The organism is Streptomonospora salina, assembly GCF_014204715.1.
GTDB classification, from domain to species: Bacteria; Actinomycetota; Actinomycetes; order Streptosporangiales; family Streptosporangiaceae; genus Streptomonospora; species Streptomonospora salina.
Genome location: NZ_JACHLY010000002.1, coordinates 485,066 through 510,128 on the forward strand (window position 1 = coordinate 485,066; position 25,063 = coordinate 510,128).

Genomic DNA, 25,063 nt, shown 5'->3' on the forward strand with positions numbered 1-25,063 from the left:
GTTGCCTCCCGGGATGAGCCCGACCACCGCGGATCAGGCGGACGGGCGGAGCGGCTTCTCCTACCTGGCCCCGTTGGGGGACTCCGCGTCCGGAGACGGCGCCGTCGCCGGTGCGGGGGTCCAGTGCCACGTGAGCGTAGTCGCCCGCGCCGGCGGCGCACCGGGCCGCCGATCGGGACGAGCTCGACGCCTCCGGCACCCGTCGGGGGCGGTCGTCGAGCCCAGGCCACTCCGGTGGGCCGGCCCGGAGCACGCGGCCGGCCCCTCGGCGATCCCGGGGGGTGCTGCCCGCGTCACCGCCGGGGAGCGGCCGGCCGGCGCCGCCCGGGCTGACCGACGCGGCCCCCGCTCCACCCGTGTGCGGGTCAGGACGTGCGCACCGCCGACGGCAGGGAGAAATGCACGGTCTCGCTCGTGGACGGTGAGCGGGCCGAGACCGCCCAGAACCGCGATCACGGCTTCGACCAGTCCGGGAGGCGCCGAGGCACCGGCCGTCAGACCGACCGTTTCCACGCCGGCCAGCCGTTCCGGACGGATGTCGCAGGTGTCGTCGACAAGCCGGGCGGCGGTGCCGCGGCGGCCGGGAGGTGTTCGGCGACCACCACGGGGCCCGGTTCCGGGCCGGTGCCGCCGGGCCCGGTGGTGGGCGCTTGGGTCTGGGACATGTGCTGCTCCTCCTCGGCTCGGCCGTGGATCAGTGGTCGCGTCGGGTCGCCAGGCGCGCCAGCGCCGCCAGATCGGACGCCGGACCCCCCGCGTACGCAGCGCGGCGCAGATGGTCCAGCGCCTGCTGCAGCAGCGCCGCGGTCTCGTGCTCGCCCCAGGACCGCCCGCCGGCCATCTCCACCAGATCGGCGGCGCGTGCCAGCTCGGCGCCTTCCAGCGGCCGGTCGCGGGTGAACAGCGCCACGAGCTCGCCCGATTCGGTACCGCCGGCCGACAGTGCGGCCACGACGGGAAGCGACTTCTTGCGGTTGCGCAGGTCGGAGTGGACGGGTTTGCCGGTCACCGCGGGGTCGCCCCAGATGCCCAGCAGGTCGTCGGCGATCTGGAAGGCGAGCCCGAGGAGCTCGCCGAAGCGCCGCATGTCCTCGACCTGCGCCGTCCCGGCGCCACCGAAGGCGGACCCGAGCGCGCACGCCCCGCCCAGCAGTGCCCCGGTCTTGGACTCGGCCATGGCGCGGCATTCGGCGGCGTCGACGTGGGTGCGGCGCTCGAAGTCCATGTCGGCGCTCTGGCCGCCGATGAGCCGCTGCACCGCGGTGTCGAGCCGGCGCGCGGCGTCACCCGCGGCGGGGTGGCCGCTGGCGGCCAGGGTGTCGAAGGCCAGGGACAGCAGTGCGTCGCCGGCCAGGATGGCGCTGCCCGTGCCGAACACGCTCCAGGCGGTGGCGCGATGGCGCCGGGTGGTGTCGCCGTCCATGACGTCGTCGTGCAGCAGCGAGAAGTTGTGGATCAGCTCCACCGCCACGGCCGCCGGGACCGCGTCGCGGTCGGCACCGCCGACGGTCCGTGCGGCGAGCAGGGCGAGTGCGGGGCGGAACAGTTTCCCGCTCGCTCCCGACACCGGGTTTCCGTGCTCGTCGCGCCAGCCGAAGTGGTACTCGGCGATCGCCCGGGGGGCGGGGGGCAGGGCAGCCACGGCCGCGCGCAGGGCGGGGGCGACGATGTCGCGCACGTCGGCGAGCACCTCGGCGGTCGGGCGGCCGTGGCCGGTTTCCTCGATTGCCACCATGGGCCGCAATCCCTTCTGTCAGTGGCGTGGGGGTGTCAGCGTCCCGTCTCGACGTTCTCCAAGACGCCGAGGGCGTCGGGCACCAGCGCGGCCGCGGAGTAGTAGGTGCTGACCAGGTAGGAGGCGATCGCTTTCTCGCTGACGCCCATGAACCGCACCGACAGCCCCGGCTCGTACTCGTCGGGCAGGCCGACGTGGTGCAGACCGACGACGCCTTGGTCGTCTTCGCCGGTGCGCATCGCGAGGATGGAGCTGGTTCCGGCGGCGCTGACCGGGATCTTGTCGCAGGGCAGGATCGGGATCCCGCGCCATCCGGTGACGGCGTGGCCGTCATGGTCGAGGCTTTCGGGGTAGACGCCGCGGCGGCTGCACTCGCGGCCGAAGGCGGCGATGGCGCGGGGGTGGGCCAGGACGACCCGCGTCTTGCGGCGGCGGGAGATGAGTTCGTCGAGGTCGTCGGGGGTGGGCGGGCCGCTGCGCGTCGGGATGCGCTGACGGAGGTCGGCGTTGTGCAGCAGCCCGAAGTCGCGGTTGTTGACCAGCTCGTGCTCCTGGCGCTCCCGCAGCGCCTCGATCGTCAGCCTGACCTGCTCCTCCAGCTGGTTCATCGGCTGGTTGTACAGATCCGCCACCCGCGTATGCACACGCAGCACCGTCTGCGCCACACTCAGCTCGTACTCGCGCGGCGCCGCCTCGTAATCCACGAACGTGCCCGGCAGGTCCGGCTCCCCCGCATGGCCCGAGGCCACCGCGATGTCGGCTTCGCCGTACTTGTTGGCGGGCCGGCTGCCGCGGGTTCCGGGGCCGTCGAGGTGGGCGCGCAGCGCCTCGGAGCGTTCGGCGACCTCGTGGAAGTCCGCGCGCCGCAGGGCGAGCACGGTGCAGCGGGTCTTGGCCCTGACGGTGTCGTTCCAGACGGAGGGCGCGTCCTCCAGTGCGTCGTCGCCGAAGTGGTCGCCGTCGGCCAGCATCCCCACGGCGGCGTCGCCGCCGTATTCGCCGACGCGGTAGACGCCGGCTTTGCCGTGGGCCATGAGGCAGACCCGGTCGAGGGGCGCGCCTGCGGCCGCGATGACCTCGCCCGGGCCGTAGTCGCGCTGCTCGAAGCGGTCGGCGAGCGCCTCGAGCGCGGCCGCGTCGTCGAACCCCCGCAATGCCGGAAGCTCGGCCAGTTCGGGCGGCACGACGCGGAACCGGGGCCCGGTGGTGACGAAGCTGACGCGGCCGTCGCCGAGGGTGCAGGTCAGCCGGCGGTTCACCCGGTAGGTGCCGCCCTCGGTCTGCACCCAGGGCAGTGCGCGCAGCAGCCAGCGGGAGGTGATCCCCTGCATCTGCGGAGGCGTCTTGGTCGTGGTCGCGATGTTGCGCGCCGCTGCGGTTCCGAGACTGAGCTGCTCGGTCCGGTCGTCGTCGGCGTGTGAGTCCGTCATCGGGTGCACCACCTAACTCGGTTCGTGGCATGGCGGCCCGCGCCGGGTGCGGGCCGGTCGTCGTATGCGGTGGGGCGGCCCGCGGGCGCGCCGGGGACAGGGGCGCGCCCGCGGGCCGGGCCGGCTCCCGTGCGGCCCGGCACGGGGGCTGCGAAGGACCGCACGGGAGCCGGCGAGGGGTCAGCTCTCGTGCCCGATCTCGGCGTTCTCCAGAATCCCGAGGGCGTCGGGAACCAGCACGGCCGCGGAATAGTAGGTGCTGACCAGGTAGGACATGAGGGCTTTCTCGTTGATGCCCATGAACCGCACCGACAGCCCCGGCTCGTACTCGTCGGGAAGACCGGTCTGGTGCAGGCCGACGACGCCCTGCTTCTCCTGACCGGTGCGCATGGCCATGATCGAGGTACTGCGGGTGGAGCTGACCGGGATCTTGTTGCAGGGGAAGATGGGCACCCCCCGCCAGGCGGGCACCCGGTGGCCCTCGACGTCGATGCTGTCGGGGTAGACGCCGCGGCGGCTGCACTCGCGGCCGAAGGCGGCGATGGCGCGGGGGTGGGCGAGCAGGAACGTGGGGTTCTTCCAGACGGTGCCCAGCAGTTCGTCGAGGTCGTCGGGGGTGGGCGGGCCGCTGCGCGTCGGGATGCGCTGACGGAGGTCGGCGTTGTGCAGCAGCCCGAAGTCGCGGTTGTTGACCAGCTCGTGCTCCTGGCGCTCCCGCAGCGCCTCGATCGTCAGCCTGACCTGCTCCTCCAGCTGGTTCATCGGCTGGTTGTACAGATCCGCCACCCGCGTATGCACACGCAGCACCGTCTGCGCCACACTCAGCTCGTACTCGCGCGGCGCCGCCTCGTAATCCACGAACGTGCCCGGCAGGTCCGGCTCCCCCGCATGGCCCGAGGCCACCGCGATCGTCGCCTCGCCTCCGGGGTCGGCCTCGCGGGCCGTCCGCGCGCCCACCCGGTCCAGGTGCGCGCGCAGCGCCTCGGAGCGGTCGGCGACCTCGTGGAACTCCGAGCGCCGAAGGGAGAGCACGGTGCACGGGGTGACGGCTTTGGCGGTGGCGTCCCAGGCGCTGTCGTCCTCGACCAGTGCGGCCGAGCCGAAGTGGTCGCCGTCGATCATGGTGCCGAGCACGGCTTCGTCGCCGTACTCACCGATGCCCAGCCGGTTCACCTTTCCGTGGGCGATGAGGCATACCCGGTCGGCCGGGGCGCCGCGTTCGACGATGACGTCGCCGGGCGCGTACTCCTCCTGGGTGAAGCGCTCGGCGAGCGCACCGAGCGCCCCTTCGTCCCCGAAGTCGCGCAGCAGCGACAGTTCGCAGAGTTCACGCGGGATCACCCGGACGTCGGCTCCGGTGGAGACGAAGCTGACCCGACCGTCGCCGACGGTGTAGGTCAGCCGGCGGTTCACCCGGTAGGAGCCGCCGGTGGCCTCGACCCAGGGGAGCAGGCGCAGCAGCCAGCGGGAGGTGATCCCCTGCATCTGCGGAGGCGTCTTGGTCGTGGTCGCCAGTTTTCTCGCGGCATCGGTTCCCAGGCTCAGCCGCTGCTGATCGTTCTCCACGCCGGGCTCGGTCATGGTCCTTCCACCCAATCCTTTGCTGAGTGTCGATGCGGTGCCGCCCGCCGTCGAACGGAATTCGAACCCGCGGAATCCACGCGGCCGCAGCCCCCGATTCACTGGAGCTGCGCGGGCGGCGGCCGCGAATCGTGCGTCTACGGCGGTGAATTCGTTTCACCGCCGCAGGGCGCCCGGTATCGGCGCGGTGACCGCGGAAGCGCGAATGCGTGCCGGGGGGGGACTCGCCGCACTCCGTTTCCATCGGAGCGGATTCCTCGGGGGTCGGGGGCGGTTGCGCGTCGTTCTCGCGCCTGTTCGGCACCCGACCTACCCCTCCCCCTTGCACGCATGCACCGTCGAAACCGACTTTCATCGCGTCGGCCCATCGCGGGTTCACGGTTCCCGCATCCGGTCCGATCGTTTCGGCGGACCCCGTTTCCACACCAATCTTCTGACCTGCGAACAAGACTGCGCCAACGCATTAAGGACGATGCGGATCCCGGTGAAAGAAAATCCGTCCGGTTCGTGCCCGCGAACCCACAGACTCCACATCCGGGCACTCGAAAACCACGAACCCGGCATGACCACAAAAAGAACACGACAATCCGATGTTGTCACAACATAACAGGAACATCCCGACCAAAAAAGAAGAGCAGCACGGACATCCCGAACCACTCATAGTGCCGCGTATCAGATTTTCCGCTCATCCTCTGGCGTCCCGGCGGCGGCGCGGGCAGCCGGTGCGCGGGGTGCCCGCGCCGGCCCGGGGCGCGTGTCCGCGGCTCGACGACTGCCGGGTATCGGGCCGGGCATCCGGGAACCACGCACCGGGCCCGGCCCCGGGAGCGGCCGGACGGCGGCTCCCGTGTGCACGGATGCCGATGCGACTCCGCTATCGGTCCCGCCCGCGCCGGGCCGACCGATCGGACGTCGGGGGCCGGGTCCGAGGCGGCCGGGCCGGCGGCGGCGATGCCGCGTTCGCCGCCGCAGGACGCGGACCGGTTCCCGCCCCGGGAACCGCAGCGCGCGGGCCGATGCCCGCGGGTTCTCAGCCGCCCGCGGCGGCGGGCTCGCGCTCCTGGCGCAGGATGCCCCGCACCGCCGCTTCGACGGCCCCCGAGTCGATCCCGGCTTCGCGGAGCTGTTCGGCGGGTGTGGCCGAGGCCGGCATGCCGGTCACGGCGAGCTTCATGGTGCGCGGCATGGACCGGGTGTCGGCGAACACGTCCAGCACCGCGTCGCCGAGTCCGCCCTCGGGCCAGTGGTCCTCGACCGTGATGACCCGGCCGGTCTCGGCGGCCGCTGCGCGCAGGGTCGGGGCGTCGACCGGCTTGACGGAGTAGGCGTCGACCACCCGCACGCCGATCCCTTCCTCGGCCAGCCTGTCGGCGGCGGCCAGCGCTTCGTGCACCGTCACTCCGGCGCCCACCACCGTCACCCGGTCGTCGGTGGAGGAGCGCAGCACCTTGCTGCCGCCGATCTCGAAGCCCTCGTCGGGGCCGTAGAGCACCGGCGTCGCACCCCGCATCGTCCGCAGGTAGCTCACCCCGTCGTGCTCGGCCATCCCGGCGGTGAGGCGGGCCGCGCAGTTGGCGTCGGCAGGGTGCAGCACCACACTGTTGTGCACGGCCCGCAGGGCGGCCATGTCCTCCAGGCCCATCTGCGACGGGCCGTCCTCGCCGATCGCCACACCGGCGTGGGAACCCACGAGGTTGATGTCGGCACGGCTGACCGCGGCCATGCGGATGAAGTCGTAGGCGCGCGTCAGGAAGGCCGCGAACGTCGCCGCGTAGGGCGTCCACCCGCGCACCTGCAGACCCACGGCGGCGGCGATCATCTGCTGCTCGGCGATATAGAACTCGAAGAACCGGTCCGGGTGCTGCTCGGCGAAGAACTTGGCGCGCGTGGAGTCGGCGACCTCGCCGTCGAGCACGACCGTGTCGGGCCGGGCGGCGCCGACCGCCGAGACCGCGCGGCCGAACGCGTCGCGCGTGGCGGCCTTGTCGCCCACCGCGAAGGTCGGCAGGTCCACCCGGCTGCCCCCGGGCCGCTGGTAAACGCCGCCGCTCTCGGGCCGGGCCACCTCGATGCGCAGGTCGCGCCGGCCGCCCAACTCGGCCACGGCCCGTCCGGCGTCGGCCAGGGGCTTGCCGTGGGCGCCCTCCTGGTCGGCCACCTCGCCGACCCCGGCACCCTTGACGGTGCGGGCGATGATCGCGGTGGGGCCGTCGGCCGTCTCCCGCGCCCGCCGGTAGGCCGAGTCGATCTCCGCGACGTCGTGGCCGTCGACCTCGATCGTGTGCCAGCCGAACGCCTCCACCCGGCGGCGGTAGGCGTCCAAGTCCCAGCCGTGCCGCGTGGGTCCGCGCTGGCCGAGCCGGTTGACGTCCAGGATCGCGGTCAAGTTGGCCAACCCCGACTGCCCTGCGTACTCCATGGCTTCCCACACCGAGCCTTCGGCCAGTTCGCTGTCACCGCACAGCACCCACACCCGGTAGGGCAGCCGGTCCAGCTCCGCGCCCGCCAGCGCCACGCCCGCGCCGACCGGCAGCCCCTGGCCCAGCGACCCGGTGGCGACGTCGACCCACGGCAGCCGCGGTGTGGGATGGCCTTCCAGCGGGCTTCCCAGCCGGCGGTACCGCAGCAGCTCGTCGTCGGAGATCACGCCGCACGCCTTGTAGAGGGAGTACAGCAGCGGCGATGCGTGCCCCTTGGAGAAGATCAGGTGGTCGTTGCCCGAGTGCTCGGGACTGTCGAAGTCGTACTGCAGGTGCTCGGAGGCGAGCACCGCCATCAGGTCCGCCGCCGACATCGACGAGGTCGGGTGCCCCGAGCCCGCGGCGTCTGCGGCCCGGACCGCGTCGACGCGCAGCTGCTGTCCCAGTTCCTTGAGCTGTTGCCGGTCGGTCATCGTGTTCGTCCTCCTCGTGTGGCATCGCGCCGCGGACGGCAGCCCGGGCCCGCTACCCGCCGAAGGGGCGGGCATGCGCCGGCGGCGGGACCACCGCCGAGGGCGCGACCGAGGCCTCCAGTCCCTGCACCGTGGTTTCGGCGAGGTAGTCGACGACGTCGGCGGCCCGGGCGCGGCGGTTGTAGGCGGCGCGCTGGCGCGCCGCGCCGCCGCCGGCGACGCGCAGCGTGCTCAGGGCCACCAGCACGTGGCCGAGGTCTCCGGCCTTCTCCAGGTAGGGCCGCAGGTGGGAGACCGCCCCATCCAGCACCGCGTGCGCGGGGCGCAGCCGCCCGCCGCTGAGCGGGTCGGGGCAGCTTCCCTCCAGGCCGTCGCGTGCGGCGCGCCACATGTCGCCGCGCAGCACCGCTGGGTCGCGGCGGGCCGGGGCGCGGCCGGCGGCCTCGTCGTCCAGGGCGGCACTGACCAGGGCCCGCACCAGCGCCGCCACCAGCGCCGACTCCTCCGCCGTGGCCGGGACGTCGCAGACCCGGATCTCGACCGTGGGGTGGCAGTCCGACAGCCGGATGTCCCAATAGACCATCCGGCGGTCCAGCGCGGCGCCCGACTCCAGCAGCGCCGCGACGCAGGCCTCGTAGTGCTCGGCCGACTCCAGGGGCGGGGGCGGACCTGCCGTGGGCCAGCGCGACCAACGGGGCTGGCGCCAACTGGCGTAGCCGGTGTCGGCGGAGGAGCAGACCGGCGAGTTGGCGCTCAGCGCCAACAGGACCGGGAGCCAGGGGCGCAGCCGGTTGCTGGCGGCCACTCCGCTGTCGCGGTCGGGCACCTCCACATGCACGTGGCAGCCGCAGTTGGTGCCGGCCGCGGCCGCCACGCCGCCGAAGCGCTCGGCGATGCGGTGGTAGCGCGACCCCGGGTTGAGCCGCTGCGGAGCGGTCTCGGCCATCACCGGGACCGCTCCGGCCACCACGCGCACCCCCTGCCGGGCCGCGGCCTCGGCGAGCCGCAGCCGCGACGCGTGCAGCCCGCGCAGCGCGTCGCCGACCGACGCGCACACCGGCCCCGCGGACTCGACCTGGCTGCGGGTGAACTCCCCGAGCAGGCGGCCGGGACCGGCGGCCGCCCCGTCGAGGACCTCGACGCTGCGCGGCGCGAGCGTGCCGGCGTCGTCGACCAGGAAGAACTCCTCTTCCACGCCGATCGTCGGCACGCCGGTGCCGTCGTACCGTTCGAACCGGGTATCGGCCATACACCACCGCCCTCTCGGTGTGTGCCCCCGCTGCCGGCCGCTGCGCGCAGGGCGGGACCGTCCTCGGCGATCGCCGCGCCGGAGGCCGAAGGCCGGATGGTGGGGCGGCGCCACCCGATCCGCTGCCCGCGGGGTGACGCGGTGGCGGATCCGCGCGCCCGCGCCGCAGACGTACCGCCGTGGTGGGGCGCGTACCCCGCGGGGGCGGTCCGTAACCGCCGCGCGGCGACGCCCCGGAGGGGCGCCGCACCTGCCGGGATCGCTGGGCCCGGGCGGGGCGGGGCGGGGCGGTTTCCCCCCGACACAGGCGGGGTAGCCGTGCGGCGACGACCCGCGTGCAGGGGGTGAGGGGCGTGCAGGTCTTCCGCGACCGCGCGGACGCCGGTGAGCGGCTGGCCGAGCGGGTCCGCGAACTCGGGCCGGGCGACCCGGTGGTCCTGGCGCTGCCCCGGGGCGGCATCCCGGTGGGCGCGGTGGTCGCCGAGCGGCTGGGCGCTGAGCTGGATGCGGCGGTCGTGCGCAAGATCGCCGTTCCCGCGTTCCCGGAGACGGCCGTCGGCGCCGTCACGGCCGACGGCGAGGCGATCGTGGACGACCGCCCGGCCACCGGGATGAGCGCCCGCGCAGCGCTGGCGTCGGTGCGCGGGCGGGGCGCGGCGTCGCTGACCCTGGCCGTGCCGGTGTGCTCCCCCGATGCCACCGGGGCGCTGGAGGACACCTGCGACCGGGTGGTGTGCGTGCTCGGCCCGCCGCAGCTCCGGGCGGTGAGCCTGTGGTACGAGCGGTTCCCCCAGCTCGGCGACCGCGAGGTGCAGGAGCTGCTGCAGCGGTCCGCGGCGCTCTGAGCGGCGTCGCGCGGTCCGAGCGCCGAGCGGGGGCGGCCGGTTCCGGCCCGCGCGGGCGGCGCGCGGCTCGGGACCCGCGGGGGCGGGTCGATCTAGGATTGCGGTATGCCTGCGCATCTCGCACTGGAGGACTACACGGCGGCGATCGCCGACAGCGGCGCCGCGCTGCGCACCGCCGCCGAGCGGGCCGGGCTCGGGGCCCGCGTGCCGACGTGCCCGGACTGGACCGTGGCCGACCTCGTGGCGCACCAGGGGATGGTGCACCGGTGGGCCGCCGCCGCGCTGCGCGGGGAGTCCGGCTTCGACGCCGAGGCCCGCCACGCCGACGGCCTGGCGGCGCCCGATCCCCTCGCTTGGCTGTCCGACGGCGTCGACGCCCTGGTCGAGGCCGTGCGCGCGACGCCCGAGGACGCCGAGGCGCCGGTGTTTCTGAAGGACGCTCCGCGGCCGCGGCTGTTCTGGGCGCGCCGCCAGGCGCACGAGACCGCCGTCCACAGCGTCGACGCGCTCGCCGCCGCGCTGGAACGGCCGCCCCGGGCGGCGGACGTGCCCCTCCCGCCGGCGTTCGCGGCCGACGGGATCGACGAGCTGCTGTGCGGGTTCGTTCCGCGCAGGAAGAGCGGGCTCCGCTCGCCCGAGTCCCGCACCCTGCTGGTGCGCACCGACGACACCGGGCACGCGTGGTCGCTGCGCGTCAGCCCGGAGCCCGTGGTCGCGGAGGCCGGCCCGTCCGGGGGCCCGCACTCCCCCGACGCGGTGTTCGGCGGCACGGCCCTGCAGCTCTATCTCGCGCTGTGGAACCGGGGAGACGAGGCCGCGGTCGACGGGCTCCCGGAGCTGCTGGAGCAGTGGCGCTCCCAGGTGCGGGTCACCTGGGGGTGAGGGCGCCTCCGGCAAGCGCGGGCGAGGGGCCGGGCGGCGGCTCTGCTGCACCGCCGCGGGCGCCGGTCCGGGCCGCGCTCGGCCGCGGGCCGGTTTCCACCCCTCACGGGATCAGCAGGACGCTGCCGCGCTTGCGGCCGGTGCCGACGCGCTCATGGGCCTCGCGGATCCGCTCCAGCCGGTAGCGGCTGTCGACCACGGGCGCGAGCACGCCCTCGTCGGCGAGGCGCACGAGCACGGCGATGTCGGCGGCCCGCGCCGCCGGCGGGCGCAGGCCGGTCAGTGCGAGGCGGGCGCTGCGGGTGCCGAACGCCGCGGTGGACAGCCGATGCAGCAGGATCCCGGCGCCGGGCTCGGTCGTGAGGTAGGCGCCGCCCGGTTTCAGGAGGCGGCGGCAGCGCGCGTAGGAGCTCGTTCCGACGGCATCGAAGACGGTGTCGAACCGCTCCCCGATCCGGGTGAAGTCGCGCGCGGTGTAGTCGACGACCTCGTCGGCGCCCAGTGAGGCGACCGCTTCGGCGTTGGCGCCGCTGCAGACCCCGGTGACTTCCGCTCCGTAGTGGTGCTTGGCGAGTTGCACGGCCGCGCTGCCGACGGCTCCGGAAGCGCCGTTGACGAGGATGCGCCGGTCGGCACCCAACTGTGCGTGGTCGCGCAGGAAGGGCAGCGCGGTCAGGCCGCCGTCGACGACCGCGGCCGCGGTCTCGGGGCCGACCCCCTCCGGCCGGACGGCGGCTCCCGCGGCCCGGACACGGACGTACTCGGCGTGGGCGCCCAGCACCGCACCGGCCTCGGCGACCACCCCGTCGCCGGTGGCGAAGCCCGCCGCGTCGCCACCGGCCTCCGCCACCTCGCCCACGACCAGTCCGCCGAGGACGGGATTGCGCGGTCTGAGCAGGCCGAACGCGATCCGGGCGAGGGCGGGATCGGCGGAGCGTGCGGCGCGATCGGTGGGGGTGACCGCGCTGACGCGCACCCGCACCAGCAGGTCGCCGTCGCCGATCCGCGGCCGGGGCGCGTCCTCGACGCGCAAGACTTCGGGGGATCCGTAGCGGCGGCAGACGGCCGCCTTCATGGTCGCACCGGGGATGGAACGCTGGTCGGGCATACCTGTGCCTTTCTGGGCGAGCCGCTGGGCGGGTGGCCCGCGGCGCGCGGCCGGGGCCCGCAGGGGCCGGGACCGCGGACGCGGTCAGGCGCCGCCGCGGGAGCCGTCGTCCGGGCCGGCGGGGTCCGGGTGCGGGTAGTGGAAGACGTCTTCGAGCGCTACGCCGAAGACCCGCGCGATCTGGAACGCCGCTTCCAGCGACGGCGAGTAGCGCCCCTGCTCGATGGCGATCACGGTCTGGCGGGTGACCCCGATGCGTTCGGCCAGGGCCGCCTGGGTCATCTCGCCGTGCGCGAAGCGCAGGGACCGGATGGAGTTGGTGACGCGCGTGCGCTTGGGCATGCCTCAGAAGCCCCGGCGGTAGGCGGCGATTTTGGCGGCCGAGGACGTGAGCGCGTTCAGCACGAAGGTCAGGTACAGCGTGTTCGCGATCCAGAAGTGCGCGGACTGCGCCAGCGTCAGGGCGAGCGCCGCCGCCGTCCCGCCCGCCAGCACGTAGAAGCCGATGTGCTCGCCGCGCCGGCGGATCCGGGCGTCGCGCTCGTCCCAGGGCTCCGTGCTGCGGGGAGCGGCGAGCATGTTCAGCACGATCCCGGCGCCGATCGCCACGAGCATCGGCCGCACATAGGAGAGTTCCCCGGCCTCGGCTCCGGGCAGTCTCGCCAGGATCACCGCGAAATAGACCGCGGCTACCGCCAGTGCGACCGCCGCGTAGCTCCACACACGCTTCTCTTCCAGTGACATCACTATCGCCGCCCGGTAATGTAAAACGAATTTGACATCACCAATGTAATGCGAAGCCGACATGATGTCAATCATGCTTAACATGGGCGACGTGGGGCCGTCAGGCCGCCGGCCCCGGGGCCGAGCGCGCGGGGCCCGGGGACCGCCGTGCTAGGCGGGCGCCGCCGACTCGGGCTCCTGTGCGGAGCGCAGGCGGCGCACGGCCGATTCCAGGGACCAGGCCCCCGGCCCCAGGACGGCCACCAGCAGGAACGCCCAGCAGTAGATCGCCGCGAGTTCGCCGCCGTTGGTCAGCGGCAGCAGCCCTTGCGGCTGGTGCACCGCGAAGTAGGCGTAGGCCATCGAACCGGAGGCCAGCACCGCGCCGGAGCGGGTGAACACCCCCGCGAGGACGAGCGCTCCGCACACCAGCTGGATCAGCGCCGCCCACCAACTCGGCCACACCGCGAACTCCACTGCGGCCCCGGTGCCGCGGGCACCGCCGAACACTCCGAACAGCGAGGACGCGCCGTGCATCAGGAACAGCAGCCCCGTCACCATGCGGAACAATGCGAGGACCGGTCCGCGCAGTCGATCCGGTTTCATGTGATCGCTCCCTAGGTCGAGTCGCATCCCGTCGGGGGCGGCCGGGGCCCCTCGGCCCCGGCCGCGGGAAGGGATCAGTCCTCGGCCAGCCAGCCGGTCATGATGCCCATCACGTCGTCGTGCGAATGCCCGTCGACCTCGTAGCGGGAGGTGGTCCGCAGCAGATCGCCGCTCTCGATCCGACCCAGATCGCCGCTGCAGGGCGGCATGTCCGAGATCTGGGTACTGCCGTCGGGAGCGATGAACTCGGGGCTGCCGCCTTCCTCCGCCTCGATGTGGCACATCCGCGAGAACCGGGAGACGTTGTCGACCCACAGGGAGTCGCCCGCGTGGTGCAGGTGGCCGCGCATGTGCACGAGGTCGCCCGACACGTCGGACCTCCAGTAGTCGGACTCCTCGCTGACGCCTTCGGGCGCTTCGTACTCGCTGCCGAAGCAGCCTCCGACATCGAGCCACAGCGGCGTGAGAGGCGTGATGCCGGCGCCGGCACCGGCGTCGACGTGGGAGAACTCGATCTCGATGTAGAGGGTCTTGTCCTCGCTGCTGTCCATGTTCATCAGGTCGTAGTTCAGGTACCAGCTTTCGTCGCCGCCGATCTCCAGCCCGTACCCGTCGGGGAAGTCGCTGGCGACCCGCTCGTTGCCGGAGGAGAACACCCGCTGCGATCCCGGGCACACGGTGTCGTCCTCGCTGGAGTCGAACAGCACGAAGTGGTGCATCATCGCGCCTTCGTCGACGTTGGCGTCCGTGCCGTCGCTGTAGGTCAGGTTCGGGGCGAATCCCGTGACGAAGCAGTCCTCGCACGGCTTCTCGGCGTTAAGCGCGATGCCGGTCTGCTGACCGGCGCCGTCGTGCCCGTCCCCGGAGTCGCCGCTGCCGGCTGCGGGGACGGTGTAGGGCCCGTATCGGACGGTGGTGGTCTCCTCCTGAGCGGACACTCCGGCCCCGTCGGCCGGCGCCGCCTGCACGGGCTGCGCCTCGGCCGGGTCGGGGGCGGAGTTCTCGAACGCCGCCACCGCGGCGATCGCCAGCGCCGTCGCGGCGATAGCGGACGCCACTCTTCGCAGGAACACGGCTTCTCCTCACCATGCTGGGGGATATTCGTTTTCGGCTGCCCGGCGGAACGCGCCCGGCTCCTTCCCGAGCGCCGGAGCAGAGCGCAGCGAACGGCGAAATTTCCAGTTGAACGCCGCCCTACGGATTTTCCCCGGCTGCCTCCGGGAACTCCGGTATACGTCCGGAGCAGCCCCGGAAGGTCCTTCCGGAGCCCGGTTCGGCGCACCCGCTCAAGCAGTGCGACCTGCACCGACACCGGATCCCGAGCGAATCGGATTCCGATTCGCCCACGCCTCGGACGAATGCGGGCGCCTGCTCCGGGACCGCTTCCCCGGACTGCACCGAACAATGGTGCGCACGATAGCCGGAGTCAAGATAAGGCCCGCCGGAGAAAAATTCGCATACTTTCCCCGAACCCGTGACCAGGGTATTCGAGCGCGATTCGCGCGCGCCGCCGCAGCAGAACAGGTGATTCCACGGGTGCATGCCGATTGAGTGGATTTCGCCGGGTATGCCGGAACGTGCGGACGCCGACCCCGGCGGACGCGGGGCGGCCGCGGGTGAAACGTCGCCGTGTATTGGCCGCGGCCCTCCACCGACGGCCCCGCGGTCGCACGTCGCGCACCGGCAATCACCGACGCATGACAACGCCCCCCGGCCTGTGACCGCAGGCCAGGGGGCGTTTTCCATGTGTACGGAGGGTGGGCGCGAGAGGACTCGAACCTCCGACCACCCGCTTGTAAGGCGGATGGAACTGAGCGGTGTAGCGACCAGCATATTCGCAGGCGAATACCGAGCGAAACCCGTTAAGGCGGATGCTGTCAGTACCCCCAGGTCAGAGCGCCGCTAGCGCCACCACTCCCCTATTCCGATGTAGGTGGCAGCGGGGTGTCGTCGAGGTTCTCGTCGAGTATCTGGCGGACGCGCCCGAAGCTGACCCCGATCTCACGCGCGATGTCGCGGTACGTCATCCCATCCTCGTGCATCTTTCGTACCTTCACCTGGCGTTGGCGGCGCCATTCCTCGGTCGCGGCGGCGTGGGCCTCGTCCAGCCGCCGCACTTGCTCGCCCAGTGGTCCGCCTGACGCTGCGGCGGCGATCGCTTCGCGCACTCGCCGCACCTCCTCTTCAGCACTCACGGCCTGATCCTCTCGCGGATCCCGCCAACCGTCTTGTGTAACCAAGCTACACGCGTGTAGTGTGACTACACAAGCGGCCGCCGGTCGCACGAAAACGGCCCTCGACCGGGCTTCCACACACCGGTCAAGGGCCTGACCCACCACCTGATTGCCCAGGGAGTGAGCTTCATGGATCGTACCGCTGTAGCAGACGGCGACGACAACCCGACCCACCTGTCCCACCGGGACGCCCGCCACCTCGCCGAGGCCGCCGGCCTTCTCACCGGGATCCTCGACGCCGACAACGAAGGCTTCACGCTCCCCGCCTTCGCCACGCGGGCCGTCGCCCGCATCCGCCAGCGCGTCAACGCCGTCCGCGGCCGCGCGGTCGCCCGAGGGGACGCCATCGGGGAGCACCACGCCGCCTGTGCCCGCTGCGAACAGCCCTTCAATCCGGAGGACCCCCGGTTCGACGGCCACGCCCGGCACCGGGCCACCCCGTGGTGCCGCCACTGCGTCGACCGCTGCCACGAGGGCGGTGCCGACCACACGTGCCCCATCTGCACCCCTCCCCGGGCCGCCGAGGCCGGCGGATGCCGCGAGGTCTACGACCCGGCCCGCACCCCGGCCGACGGCACCCCGGTGGTCGAGGGCAGCGAGCCCACCGCGGAGGAGTACCGCCGGACACTGGCCGCGGTACTCGAAGCGATCGACATCCCCTTCGGCGCCACCGTCGGCGACGAGCAGCGCCGCAACGAGCTGGTGTCGCGCCGCGCGATCCAGACCGCGGTGCACCTGCGCGCGGTGCTGGACGCGTCCGACCCGCGCGACCGCGCCGTGACGCTCGCCCACCTGCGTGACCGGCTCGGCGACTACCCGGTGGACTACCGCACCCACGGGGGTGAGCAGTGATGGCCGACCAGACCGAGCAGCTCGGCGAGATGATCGCCAACCTCCAGCGCTACGTCGAGGTGCGCGCCGTCGCGATCGCCGAGCCGCGCGTCGCCGCCGCCGAACAGGAAGCCGCCAGCCGGATCGCCGAAGCCGAGCGCCTGGCGGCCGATCGGGTGAGGCGCGCCGAGGACCTCGTCGAGGAGCTGCGGTACCAGCTCGGCAGCGCCGGCCGGTCCCGCGACCGGCTGGCCGAGGAGAACAAGCGACTCAAGACCGCCCTGACAAGGCGGGATGAGCAGCCGTGACCCTCGTCAGCCTGATCCACACCAGCGGCGTGCTGCCCGTGATCGCCCTGTTCGTCGCCGCCCAGGCCGAGGTCTGAGGCCGGTCCCCCCGCCGCCCGCCCCGTCCTGGCGGGCGGCGGGGGGACCGGCCGACCGGCCGGCGAACGAGAGGAGAGCAGTCATGGCCACGGCGACGATCTACACCCGCGACGGCGAGGTCCACGAGATGGAGATCAATGACGCGCGGGACGGCCGGTGGATCGACGACCTTCCCTTCGACAGCGCCGACGTGATGCGCACCGCCGTCACCGAGGACCGCTGACCCGCATACGTGCGGCCCGCCCGGGTGGACACCGGAGGGCGGGCCGCGGACCCCACTGAGGAGATCGACATGACCAACGTACAGCCCACGAAGAACCCCTTCAAGCAGGCGTTTTGGCGCCACCTGCCCGTACAGCGAAGCGCTTCCTCTCCCGGGGCGGTGCGCGTCATCATCCTGGCCGCCGCGATCCCGTCGCTCGCTTCGCTGATCCTGACCGTGTGGTCGCTGATGGACAGCCTGCCCGACCCCGCCCCGTGGGGTGTGGGACTGGCCGCCGGCGGTGTCCTCGACGTCGCCCTGGTGTCGGCGGTGGTGATCGCGTGGTCCAACCCGGCCGTGGCCCGTCCCGCCGAGATCGCCGGGTGGGCCATCGCCGCGCTGGCCGGTGTGCTCGTGGGGTGGCACTCCTACGGCATCGACCCGATGCTGGTCGTCCTTGGCCTGGTGCCTCTGGTCAGCAAGGCGTTGTGGGGGCTGGCGCTGCGCTCCCGGATCTCCCGCCACGCCCAGGAGGCGGAGGAGGCGGAAGCGAAGCGCCTCGCCGAGGCGGAGGAGGCGCGCCGGGAGGCGGAGCTGTCCACCGACCTCACGCACGCCCAGCGCGCCGAGGTTGCCCGTCGCCGTCAGGAAGCTGCCTACGCCCGGGAGTTGGCGGCCGCCGACCGCGATTACGCGGACGCCACGGCCGAGGCCGAGCACGAGCAGAAGTTGGCCTCGACCCGGCGCGCGGCCGAGCAGCGGATGGCGCTGGACCGCGAGGAGGCCCGGGTCGCCATGCAGCGCCAGGACCTGATCCGCGAGGTCCGGGCGGGCCAGGGGCTGGCACTGGGCTCGGGCGAAGTGCCCGACGACGCATCGTCGTTGTCCGCCTCCCCCGAAGCGCTGATGGGTTTCGGCGGGGCTATGGGCGCCCAGGCGCGTACCGCCGAGGGCTTGGAGCCGCGGCTACGCGAACTGCTCGACTACGTCGCCCAGGCGGGCGAGGACGCCTCGGTGCGCGCCGCCGCCCGCGCGCTCGGCTGCGACGCGGCAACCGTGCGCCGCCGCCGCGACGTTCTCGCCGAGCAGGGATACGACGTCTCCCCGCTGACTCGCACCACCAAGTAGCCGCCTCCCCGGGGCGCCTCGTGAGGCGCCCCGGGGGCGCCCCCTTCTCGGCGACGCGCCCGCCTCCCCGCCCCGGCTCGGGTGGGCGAGCACGCCGGCCGAGGACGGGCAAGGCCAGCGAGCGCCCGCGGGCGAGCGCAGCCGCAGCCCTCCATCACCAACGACACCCCGACTGAGGAGACTGCCATGTCCACTCCGCAGATACCGACCCGGGACCTCATCGCCATCGCCGTGGCCTCGGCCGCCATCGTGATCGCCGTCCTGGCCGGCGCCGGTGACGGCGTGGTGTTCACCCTCGCCGCCGTCGCCCTGGCCGCCGTCGGCGGCCTCATCTACGTCGACAAGCTCCGCAACCGCTAGGACACCGGATGCATCTCTTTCTCGCCGCGACCATGTTCGGCGCGGCCTTCTACATCAACAAGAAGTTCAAGGCCAGCAAGAAGGGGCTGCTCGCCCTGCTGGTGGGGTTGGCGGCGTCGATGCTGCTGTACCGGTCCCCGGCCTCGCAGACGATCCTCGGTTGGGCCAACGACCAGTTCATCACCCCGCTGGCCGGGTGGTTCGGCGGCACCATGGGCGACCCGTTGCCGCCCAGCGTGGTGTGGGCGGTGCTGTGCATCGGCGGCGCCCTGGTGACCGCGATCGACCTCTGGAAGAACCACACGTACAACCCGGCGGCCATCGCAGCACTGATCATCACCCCCGTTGCGGCGCACGGCGCGGGCTCCGGCGCGCTGCCCAGCATCATCGACGCGGTTCACACGATGGGTGCCAGTGCGGTCGCCGGGATCATCGGCGGAGCCGTCGGCTCCTGATGCGGACGCGGGCCGCCGGCGTTCCCCGGCGGCCCGCCCTCGTTGGAAGGACTGGAGATGCAGGAACAGGACGAGGCCATCCGCACGGGGGTGGTGTGGGAAGCTTCCGCCTCGGAGGCGCCCCCGGGGCGCACAGACGATACGCACCGCACCGGGCAGGAGCAAAAGCCCAGCCCAGAGGACGGGGCGGGCGAGGCGGTGCACGGGGCCGTGGTGCACGCCCCGCGGGTCGGCGATGCGGCGTCGAAACGGGCGCTGCTCGACGACATCAACGCGCGACTGCGCGCATCGCTGTCGACGTGGCACACCTACGCGATACTGGCGTGGTCGCGCCGGTGGCAGACCGCCGAAGCCTATATCCAGGACCCCGACCTGTACCGGGAGATCGTGGAGGAGGCCCGTGAGGAGGTCCGCCGGGAACGCGCGACCGTCGCGAAGAAGCTCGACAAGGCGCGCCTGCGCCGCGACGAGGCGCAGGTAAAGCTGCTCACCGAACAGCTTGCCGATCTGGAGCGGCGCGCTCCTTCGGCGATGAAGATGGACGCGCTCACCCTGAAGGCGAGGAGCGGCCGTCTGGCGCGGCAGGCGGCCCTGCCCGTGGGGATCGTTGCCGGGCCGCTGGCCGCGCTGCTGGCCGGGGGCATGTGGTGGCCGCTACTGGCGTGGCCGGCCGCCTGGGCATGGCTGGCGGTGCAGGGTCATGGCATGGCCGTCGCCGAAGGCACCGCTACCGCCGAGGAGGCGTCCGGGGAGGCGGCGCCCGTGCTGCCGACGCCCCGCCCCGCCCCGGGAGGCGCCTCGGCCGCCTCCTCAGTCACGCCTGTGGGCGCGTCTGAGGCGGAGAATGCGATCCTCGCCCACCTCGCCGATTGGGACCGGCGCGCCGCCGGCCGCGGCCTGGAGGGCGTCACCCCCACGCCGATGCCGAGCCTGGACTCTCTCGGCATCCGCGTGGTGCTGAAGACGTCGGGCCGCACCACGCCGGACACGCTGGGCAAGCGGATGTCGGCGGTGCGCGCGGCCCTGGCGGTGCCTCGCGATGTGCGCACCGACCTGTCGCCTGGCGATGTCGGTGACGAGGCGGTGCTGCGGATCCGCACCCGCACCCCCGACCGCGACATGACCTGGCGGCCCGAGCGGGCCGGCATCGGCGTGGACACCGACACCGGTGAACCGGTGGTGCTGCCGAAGGGCCGCATGCTGATCGCGGGCACCAGCGGCGCGGGCAAGTCCGTGCTGCTGCGCGTGGTCATGGCCGAGGCGCTGTGCGCCCAGGAGCCGACGGCAGTGGTCTACATCGACCCCAAGGGCGAGGAGTCCGGTCTGTGGCGGGGAAAGGTCCGCTGCGCGAACACGCCAGGCGAGATCATCGCTCTGCTGCGCGAGGTCGGCCAGGAGTCCGACGAGCGGTCGCAGATCATGCAGAAGCGCCGGGTGTCGCAGTGGGTCCCGACCGAGGAGCGGCCCCGGATCGTGGTGGTGGTCGACGAGGGCGCCGAGATCGTCAGCATGGACGACCCCGCCGAGGACATCGACGTCATCAAACGGCTGCAGCCCCTGGCGACCATGGGCCGGTCCCGCGGCATCGACCTGAAGTGGGCGACGCAGAAGCCCTTGCTCGGATCCGGCATCCCGTCGCAGCTCAACGGCGTCATGCAGGACCGGGTCGTGCTGCGCACCGCGGGCCGCACCGAGAACAACCAGGTCCTCGGCGCTGACTGGTCGAGTCACGAGCTGGAGCTGGGCGGGAGCGCGCTCACCAACACCGGCGGCCGCGGCCCCGGGCAGGCGCCGATCCAGGTCTGGGACCTCTCCGACGACGCCGCGATCCTGGCGCTGCCCGACGCCGAGTCGTGGTCGCACCGGCCGGGCCACGACGAGACGCCGGCCGCCCCGAAGGCGTCGGGGATCCCCCCGGTCCTCGGCGCGGCCGTGGCGTTGCTGGAGATGGATCCCGACGCCAACGGGATACCGGGAAACGACATCGCCCGGGCGTGCGACATGGACCTGCTCGACGCGCAGGAGGCACTGCTGGCTGCCGGAGTGCAGGCGCGCCGGTACTCGCAGGACGGTGCGCAGGTGCGCGGATACCGGCGCGACGCACTTGAGGAAGCGGCACGCCGCTACGAAAAGTGACGACGCGGGGATGTCTTGGGGGTGTCTGTCGCTGCCGGTGGTAGACACCCACCTAGACACCTCTCGAATGCCGCGCTGGCCTGCGATCTCGGCATCCGTAGACGGGGTAGACGCCCCTGCCGCCGGACGGCTGACTCATCGCATTGCCGCAGGTTAAGTGGGCGTCTAGAAAAGCTCTCAGGAATACGTCCGAGGGTGTCTAGTGACGCTCAGTCGATGGCCCGCTTGAGTACCGCGCGGATCCTGGCGGTGCGGCGGCTCAGCTCCTCGGGCAGCACGACCTCGGACACCAGCTCCCACCCGGATCGGCCGAGGCTGTCGAGTCGCCCCTGGCTCAGGCCGAACTCGGTTTCCTCGACGGCATACTCCCAGCGCTGCACAACGGCCTCCCCTGGTGTGGCGATGAGTCGAGTGTAGAGCGTGGCCGCGCGCCGCCACAGCCCGGAAACGGGGGCCCACGAAGAAATAGGCCCTGCCTATCCTTGGTGTTGCGACGCACCAGGAAGGCAGGGCCCTATGTCTGCAAATGGTACCCCCGACCCCCCCGCGCTCGGCTGCCTCATCACCGACCTGCGCACCTCGCATGGATGGTCCCAGTCCCGCCTGGCAACCGAACTCGGACAGGTGGCCGGCCACGACACCGTCAACCGCGAACAGGTGTCCCGGTGGGAGAACGGTAAACGCACCCCCGCCGCGTTCTGGCTGCGGCATTTGGCTACGGTGCTTCAGGTCCCCATCGAAATCCTGGAAAGGGCGCGCGTGGACCGACGCAACTTCCTGACCGCGGCCGCGGGTACCGCGATCGCCCCCATGGTCGCCTCCGACCTCATCGAGGAAGGCTTCGCCGCCGCGCTCGGCGTCAAGCACCCCAGCGTCGAGGACTGGGAGGAGGCCGTGGAGACCTACGGCCGCGACTACATGACCCAGGGCGCCGCGGAGATCCAGAAGCGGCTGTCGGCGGACCTGGTGGTGTTGCAGCAGCAGCTCGACGCGCCGTGCATGTGGGCGACCGCCGCCAAGCTCGCGACCCTGTACGCGAAGACGTTCCCTGGCAGCGACGGCGCGAAGGCGGTCACGTGGTACCGCCACGCCGCCACCTTCGCTGACCGCTCCGGCGACGAGACCACCCGCGTGTGGGTGCGCGGCCGCGCGGCCATTGCCCTGGGCTACGAAGGTGCGGCCCTCGGGGTCGCAGACACGCTCGCCAGCCAGGCACTGGAGATGGACGACAAGCCCTCGCTCGGGCGGGTGAACGCTGTTATGGGGCGCGCGCACGTGCGTGCGCTGCGCGGCGACCACCAAGGCGCGCGCTCTCTCATTGACGAGGGGCGGCGCGCCTTCGACCAGGCCGGTTCGGACGACGCCGAGTCCGACTACGCGATCCCGTGGTGGCGGTTCAACGTGTTCGCCTCACTGCTGGCGGCTCGGATGGGCGACGAGCAGCTCGCTGACGACGTCCAAACCGAGGCCGCCCGCAACCTTCCGGAGTCCCTCCCCCGCTTCAAGACCCATTTGGAGATGCACCGCGGGCTGATGCTGACCCGGGTCGGCGACCGCGACGGCGGCACCGCGCACGCGCGCGCCGCGCTGGAGGAGTTGCCGCCGGAGAAGCACAGCCTGACGCTGCGGATGCTCATGGAGGAGATCGAGGCCGCGTGAGTGGCCACTAGTCTGGCCACTCCCCAGTCGGTGTGGCGCACGCCATGGTCAGGGGCATGGACACCACCGCGCGCCCTGGCCCCGACCTCGACGAGCTGAATCAGGCCGTCGCCGGCCGATGGCGGGTGTGGCGCTCGGTCGACGAGCACGGGCGCCACGCCGCCTGGTGCGCGACCAACATCGACCCCAACTCGGACCGGGCGCCGACGCTGCACGCCCGCACCGTCATGGAGCTCACGCGGCAGATGGAGGACCCGCCGCGGCGCATCCGCACCGCCCTGTCCGACCTGCAGGCGCCCCGATGAGCGCCGACGACACGGTGTACACCTACATCCCCGAGGGCACCGGCCGCGTCGAGGTCCCCGGCGGGCTGATCGAGGACTACGGCGACACCTGGGACATCCGCTGCTACCTGTGGACCGGGTCCGAGTACTACTACCTCGCGCGCCAGCAGCCCGCGCCTACTGCCGCCCGGGACTACGGGGTGCGGGACGGGCGCCGCGGGCCCGCCTCGGCCGACACCATCCGCCAGTGGCTCGACGACCAGGCCGAGTACATGGCCGCCTACGAGGCCGACCGGCCCTGAGGACTCCGCGCGCCGGGGGCGACCGGCGCGCGGGCATGACGCCGCACCGCATGGGTGTGCGGCAGCCCGCCCGGCTCCGATGCTCGCCTTCCGGGGCGTGTGCCGGGCGGTCACCCCCGGACACACGAAAAGCGACCCCGTCACCCGTGAGGTGACGGGGTCGCTTCGCTATGCGGCTACGGGACGTCCGGCTGGCGCTTCTGCACCTCGTCGCGGACCATCCCTCGGATCTGCTCGCTCATCTCCGCGTCCGTGCTGTAAGTCGGGCTGCGGCCCGAGGCCAGCATGACCTTTCCGAGGCGCGCCCACCGCTCCGGCAGGTACTCCTCGGCCGCCCGCGCGGCGCCGTAGTAGACCGCGGCGACCGCCGCCGCGACCACGGGCGTGGTGACCTCGGTGAGGGCTTCAGGCGGCAGGTCGATTCCGACCCGGGCGGCTAGGACCAGCACCACGCCGACGACGTAGGGCACGACGGTGCGGACGATGCTCGTGACCATGGCCATGGATCAGTCCTCCACGTCGAGGTCGCCGGACACGCTGATGGTGTCGGGTAGCGAAGCGGTGCCGTCGCCGCCGGTGTTCTCGGCGAGGAGTTTCATGAGCTGGCCGTAGGCCCACCCGGACACACGGTCGCCGTAGCCGGGGCCGGCGTCGGATCCCACGAGCTCGCGCGCCTGCCGGAGCCCCTCGGCGGTCTCGTCGCCGTAGTCGCCGTCAGCGCCGTACTGCGGCAGATCCACGCCCGCGTACATGATGCAGACCTGCAGGCCCTTGACCCGCTCCCCCTGGTCGCCTTTCTTCAGTCCGATCAACTCGTGTCCTCCATTGGTGTCGAGCCCGTCTACGGGCATTCCGTCGTGGACCCAGGCGTCGAGGTTGCCGCCGGGGCAGGTGGTGTCGTTGACGTCGCCGTGGCCGAGCGTCTCCAGTTGCCGCCCGGCCTGCTCACAGGCCATGTCGTAGAGCGCGCGGATCGTTCGCTTGGCCGGGTCGGTCGGTGCGTTCTGGCCGATGTAGCAGACGCCGATGCCGGAGGTGTTGTGGCCGACGGCGTGGGCGCCGACGACGAGCCACCCGCGGCCGTCGTAGGCGTGGCCGGCGTCGTCGACGAGCAGGTTGTAGCCGATGTCGGACCAGCCGCGGCTGTCCATGTGGAAGTCCTGAATGCTGCGGACCGTCTGCGACGTGGGGCCCGCGGAGTGGTGCACGATGAACTCCGTGCGGGTTCCCCAGGACACGTATTTGCGGCCCCGGGGGTCGCGCGCTCCCCACTGGGACCGTTCGATGATGGGCACTGTGGCCATGTGTGGTGCCTCCCGGCATAGGTTCGCCCCGGCGCCGGGCCGGGGCGTATGTGGGCAAATCGGGTCAGCCGAGGTATTGCAGGATCGCGGCCGCCAACGCCGCCGCACCGCCGGCCGCCGCCCCCAGCGACGCGATCGGCCATCGGGCCCGCCACGTCTCCATGCTGCGCAGCCGGGTCTCGTGGTCGTCCTGTCCGGTCTTCAGCTCGTCGATTTCCTTGCGGGCCTCCTTCAGCTCGCCGCTGTTCGTGCGCATCTCGCCGCGCAGCTCCTGCACCGCCCCGAACACGTCGCGGGCGGTGACCACCGAGTGGAAGGGGTCGTCGGTCATGGGTTCGTCCTAGATCGGGGTGCCGAGGACCAGCCGCGGCGACACGGTGGTCTCGGGTGCGGTGGCGGGGCCGATCCACGCGCCGTCGTCGGCCACGGCCAGGTGCGACACCCACAGCGGGTCGGGGATGCGCGCCAGTGCGAGATCCATGGCGGCCCGGGTCTCGGGTCCGGCCTGGCCGTCGATGGGCGAAAGGCCGTAGTCGGTCTGCAGGTCCGTTACCGCGTCGGCGGTGACCTGGCCGTAGTCGCCGTCGGCGCCCCACTGGCCGAGGTCGTAGCCCAGGTCGAGCAGCTCGTTCTGCAGGTCGGTGACGGCTTGGCCCTGGTCGCCGAGCCGCAGGGTGGGACGGAGCCGGTAGCGGAACCCGCCCAGCTCCATCTGGCCGGTGCCCGGGGC

General features: G+C 72.7%; 29 protein-coding genes. 12 read left to right on the plus strand and 17 right to left on the minus strand.

The features are described from left to right. Positions 1-60: 60 nt before the first annotated feature. The 6 genes from HNR25_RS27195 to HNR25_RS25015 form a co-directional block, all read right to left on the minus strand. Positions 61-513 carry a hypothetical protein gene (locus tag HNR25_RS27195; RefSeq protein WP_345607832.1) on the minus strand — a complete coding sequence of 151 codons (453 nt, stop codon included), beginning with the start codon at positions 511-513 and terminating at the stop codon, positions 61-63. Positions 514-694: 181 nt separating this feature from the next. Continuing rightward, positions 695-1,735: a family 2 encapsulin nanocompartment cargo protein polyprenyl transferase gene (locus HNR25_RS24995; protein WP_184640473.1), complete on the minus strand. Its 1,041-nt coding sequence runs from the start codon at positions 1,733-1,735 to the stop codon at positions 695-697. 35 nt (positions 1,736-1,770) lie between these two features. Continuing rightward, positions 1,771-3,165, minus strand: a complete 1,395-nt coding sequence (locus tag HNR25_RS25000; protein WP_184640475.1) for a family 2B encapsulin nanocompartment shell protein — start codon at positions 3,163-3,165, stop codon at positions 1,771-1,773. 180 nt (positions 3,166-3,345) lie between these two features. Beyond that, the gene (locus HNR25_RS25005) at positions 3,346-4,746 is read right to left on the minus strand and encodes a family 2B encapsulin nanocompartment shell protein (protein WP_184640477.1); all 1,401 of its coding nucleotides are present in this window, start codon (positions 4,744-4,746) and stop codon (positions 3,346-3,348) included. A 1,030-nt stretch (positions 4,747-5,776) separates the two neighbouring features. Next, positions 5,777-7,714 carry a transketolase gene (locus tag HNR25_RS25010; RefSeq protein ID WP_184640479.1) on the minus strand — a complete coding sequence of 646 codons (1,938 nt, stop codon included), beginning with the start codon at positions 7,712-7,714 and terminating at the stop codon, positions 5,777-5,779. After that, positions 7,692-8,888, minus strand: coding sequence for a carboxylate-amine ligase (locus HNR25_RS25015; protein ID WP_184640481.1), 1,197 nt, complete (start codon positions 8,886-8,888; stop codon positions 7,692-7,694). The genes HNR25_RS25010 and HNR25_RS25015 overlap by 23 nt, the downstream gene beginning before the upstream one ends. A 353-nt stretch (positions 8,889-9,241) precedes the next feature. Between HNR25_RS25015 and HNR25_RS25020 the strand changes: the two genes are divergently transcribed. Together HNR25_RS25020 and HNR25_RS25025 are read left to right on the plus strand one after the other, a co-directional pair. Beyond that, a complete protein-coding gene (locus HNR25_RS25020; RefSeq protein ID WP_312862786.1) occupies positions 9,242-9,733 on the plus strand; it encodes a phosphoribosyltransferase in 492 nt (163 codons plus the stop codon). Positions 9,734-9,838: 105 nt separating this feature from the next. Continuing rightward, positions 9,839-10,615 carry a maleylpyruvate isomerase family mycothiol-dependent enzyme gene (locus tag HNR25_RS25025; RefSeq protein ID WP_184640485.1) on the plus strand — a complete coding sequence of 259 codons (777 nt, stop codon included), beginning with the start codon at positions 9,839-9,841 and terminating at the stop codon, positions 10,613-10,615. Between the two features lie 103 nt (positions 10,616-10,718). On the opposite strand, the gene HNR25_RS25030 is transcribed toward HNR25_RS25025, so the two are convergent. The 6 genes from HNR25_RS25030 to HNR25_RS25055 all read right to left on the minus strand — a co-directional run bounded on the left by HNR25_RS25030 (position 10,719) and on the right by HNR25_RS25055 (position 15,247). Beyond that, a complete protein-coding gene (locus HNR25_RS25030; protein WP_184640487.1) occupies positions 10,719-11,723 on the minus strand; it encodes an NAD(P)-dependent alcohol dehydrogenase in 1,005 nt (334 codons plus the stop codon). Positions 11,724-11,807: 84 nt separating this feature from the next. Beyond that, the gene (locus tag HNR25_RS25035) at positions 11,808-12,065 is read right to left on the minus strand and encodes a helix-turn-helix transcriptional regulator (protein WP_184640489.1); all 258 of its coding nucleotides are present in this window, start codon (positions 12,063-12,065) and stop codon (positions 11,808-11,810) included. A 3-nt stretch (positions 12,066-12,068) separates the two neighbouring features. Continuing rightward, a complete protein-coding gene (locus HNR25_RS25040; RefSeq protein ID WP_184640491.1) occupies positions 12,069-12,542 on the minus strand; it encodes a hypothetical protein in 474 nt (157 codons plus the stop codon). 75 nt (positions 12,543-12,617) lie between these two features. Continuing rightward, positions 12,618-13,052 carry a DoxX family protein gene (locus tag HNR25_RS25045; RefSeq protein WP_184640494.1) on the minus strand — a complete coding sequence of 145 codons (435 nt, stop codon included), beginning with the start codon at positions 13,050-13,052 and terminating at the stop codon, positions 12,618-12,620. A 74-nt stretch (positions 13,053-13,126) separates the two neighbouring features. Next, the gene (locus HNR25_RS25050) at positions 13,127-14,125 is read right to left on the minus strand and encodes a hypothetical protein (protein WP_184640496.1); all 999 of its coding nucleotides are present in this window, start codon (positions 14,123-14,125) and stop codon (positions 13,127-13,129) included. Between the two features lie 846 nt (positions 14,126-14,971). After that, positions 14,972-15,247, minus strand: a complete 276-nt coding sequence (locus HNR25_RS25055; protein WP_184640498.1) for a sigma factor-like helix-turn-helix DNA-binding protein — start codon at positions 15,245-15,247, stop codon at positions 14,972-14,974. Positions 15,248-15,415: 168 nt separating this feature from the next. On the opposite strand from HNR25_RS25055, the gene HNR25_RS25060 reads away from it, so the two are divergent. From HNR25_RS25060 to HNR25_RS25090, 7 genes are all read left to right on the plus strand, one after another. Further along, on the plus strand, positions 15,416-16,138 hold the full coding sequence (locus HNR25_RS25060; protein ID WP_184640501.1) for a hypothetical protein: 723 nt from the start codon (positions 15,416-15,418) through the stop codon (positions 16,136-16,138). Next, positions 16,138-16,425, plus strand: a complete 288-nt coding sequence (locus tag HNR25_RS25065; RefSeq protein WP_184640503.1) for a hypothetical protein — start codon at positions 16,138-16,140, stop codon at positions 16,423-16,425. The genes HNR25_RS25060 and HNR25_RS25065 overlap by 1 nt, the downstream gene beginning before the upstream one ends. Positions 16,426-16,585: 160 nt before the next feature. Further along, positions 16,586-16,726 (plus strand): hypothetical protein, encoded by a 141-nt coding sequence (locus HNR25_RS25070; protein WP_184640505.1) that lies wholly within the window; start codon positions 16,586-16,588, stop codon positions 16,724-16,726. 69 nt (positions 16,727-16,795) lie between these two features. Further along, positions 16,796-17,833: a hypothetical protein gene (locus HNR25_RS25075; RefSeq protein ID WP_184640507.1), complete on the plus strand. Its 1,038-nt coding sequence runs from the start codon at positions 16,796-16,798 to the stop codon at positions 17,831-17,833. A gap of 186 nt (positions 17,834-18,019) precedes the next feature. After that, on the plus strand, positions 18,020-18,193 hold the full coding sequence (locus HNR25_RS25080) for a hypothetical protein (protein ID WP_184640509.1): 174 nt from the start codon (positions 18,020-18,022) through the stop codon (positions 18,191-18,193). Between the two features lie 8 nt (positions 18,194-18,201). Beyond that, a complete protein-coding gene (locus HNR25_RS25085; protein WP_184640511.1) occupies positions 18,202-18,648 on the plus strand; it encodes a hypothetical protein in 447 nt (148 codons plus the stop codon). Between the two features lie 57 nt (positions 18,649-18,705). Then, positions 18,706-20,784, plus strand: coding sequence for an FtsK/SpoIIIE domain-containing protein (locus HNR25_RS25090; protein ID WP_184640513.1), 2,079 nt, complete (start codon positions 18,706-18,708; stop codon positions 20,782-20,784). Positions 20,785-20,993: 209 nt separating this feature from the next. Here HNR25_RS25090 and HNR25_RS25095 read toward each other — a convergent pair whose 3' ends face one another. Further along, complete coding sequence (locus HNR25_RS25095; protein WP_184640515.1) at positions 20,994-21,164, minus strand: hypothetical protein; 171 nt, start codon at positions 21,162-21,164, stop codon at positions 20,994-20,996. 136 nt (positions 21,165-21,300) lie between these two features. Between HNR25_RS25095 and HNR25_RS25100 the strand changes: the two genes are divergently transcribed. The 3 genes from HNR25_RS25100 to HNR25_RS25110 are packed head-to-tail and all read left to right on the plus strand — an operon-like array spanning position 21,301 to position 23,029. Beyond that, complete coding sequence (locus HNR25_RS25100; protein WP_184640516.1) at positions 21,301-22,443, plus strand: helix-turn-helix domain-containing protein; 1,143 nt, start codon at positions 21,301-21,303, stop codon at positions 22,441-22,443. 56 nt (positions 22,444-22,499) lie between these two features. Continuing rightward, the gene (locus HNR25_RS25105) at positions 22,500-22,748 is read left to right on the plus strand and encodes a hypothetical protein (protein ID WP_184640518.1); all 249 of its coding nucleotides are present in this window, start codon (positions 22,500-22,502) and stop codon (positions 22,746-22,748) included. Further along, a complete protein-coding gene (locus tag HNR25_RS25110; protein WP_184640520.1) occupies positions 22,745-23,029 on the plus strand; it encodes a hypothetical protein in 285 nt (94 codons plus the stop codon). The genes HNR25_RS25105 and HNR25_RS25110 overlap by 4 nt, the downstream gene beginning before the upstream one ends. Positions 23,030-23,205: 176 nt before the next feature. On the opposite strand, the gene HNR25_RS25115 is transcribed toward HNR25_RS25110, so the two are convergent. The 4 genes from HNR25_RS25115 to HNR25_RS25130 form a co-directional block, all read right to left on the minus strand. Further along, positions 23,206-23,532: a hypothetical protein gene (locus HNR25_RS25115; RefSeq protein ID WP_184640522.1), complete on the minus strand. Its 327-nt coding sequence runs from the start codon at positions 23,530-23,532 to the stop codon at positions 23,206-23,208. A gap of 3 nt (positions 23,533-23,535) precedes the next feature. Continuing rightward, a complete protein-coding gene (locus HNR25_RS25120; protein ID WP_184640525.1) occupies positions 23,536-24,333 on the minus strand; it encodes an N-acetylmuramoyl-L-alanine amidase in 798 nt (265 codons plus the stop codon). 64 nt (positions 24,334-24,397) lie between these two features. Next, complete coding sequence (locus HNR25_RS25125) at positions 24,398-24,664, minus strand: hypothetical protein (protein WP_184640527.1); 267 nt, start codon at positions 24,662-24,664, stop codon at positions 24,398-24,400. 9 nt (positions 24,665-24,673) lie between these two features. Further along, a partial coding sequence (locus tag HNR25_RS25130; protein ID WP_184640529.1) for a peptidoglycan-binding domain-containing protein occupies positions 24,674-25,063 on the minus strand: 390 nt, incomplete at its 5' end.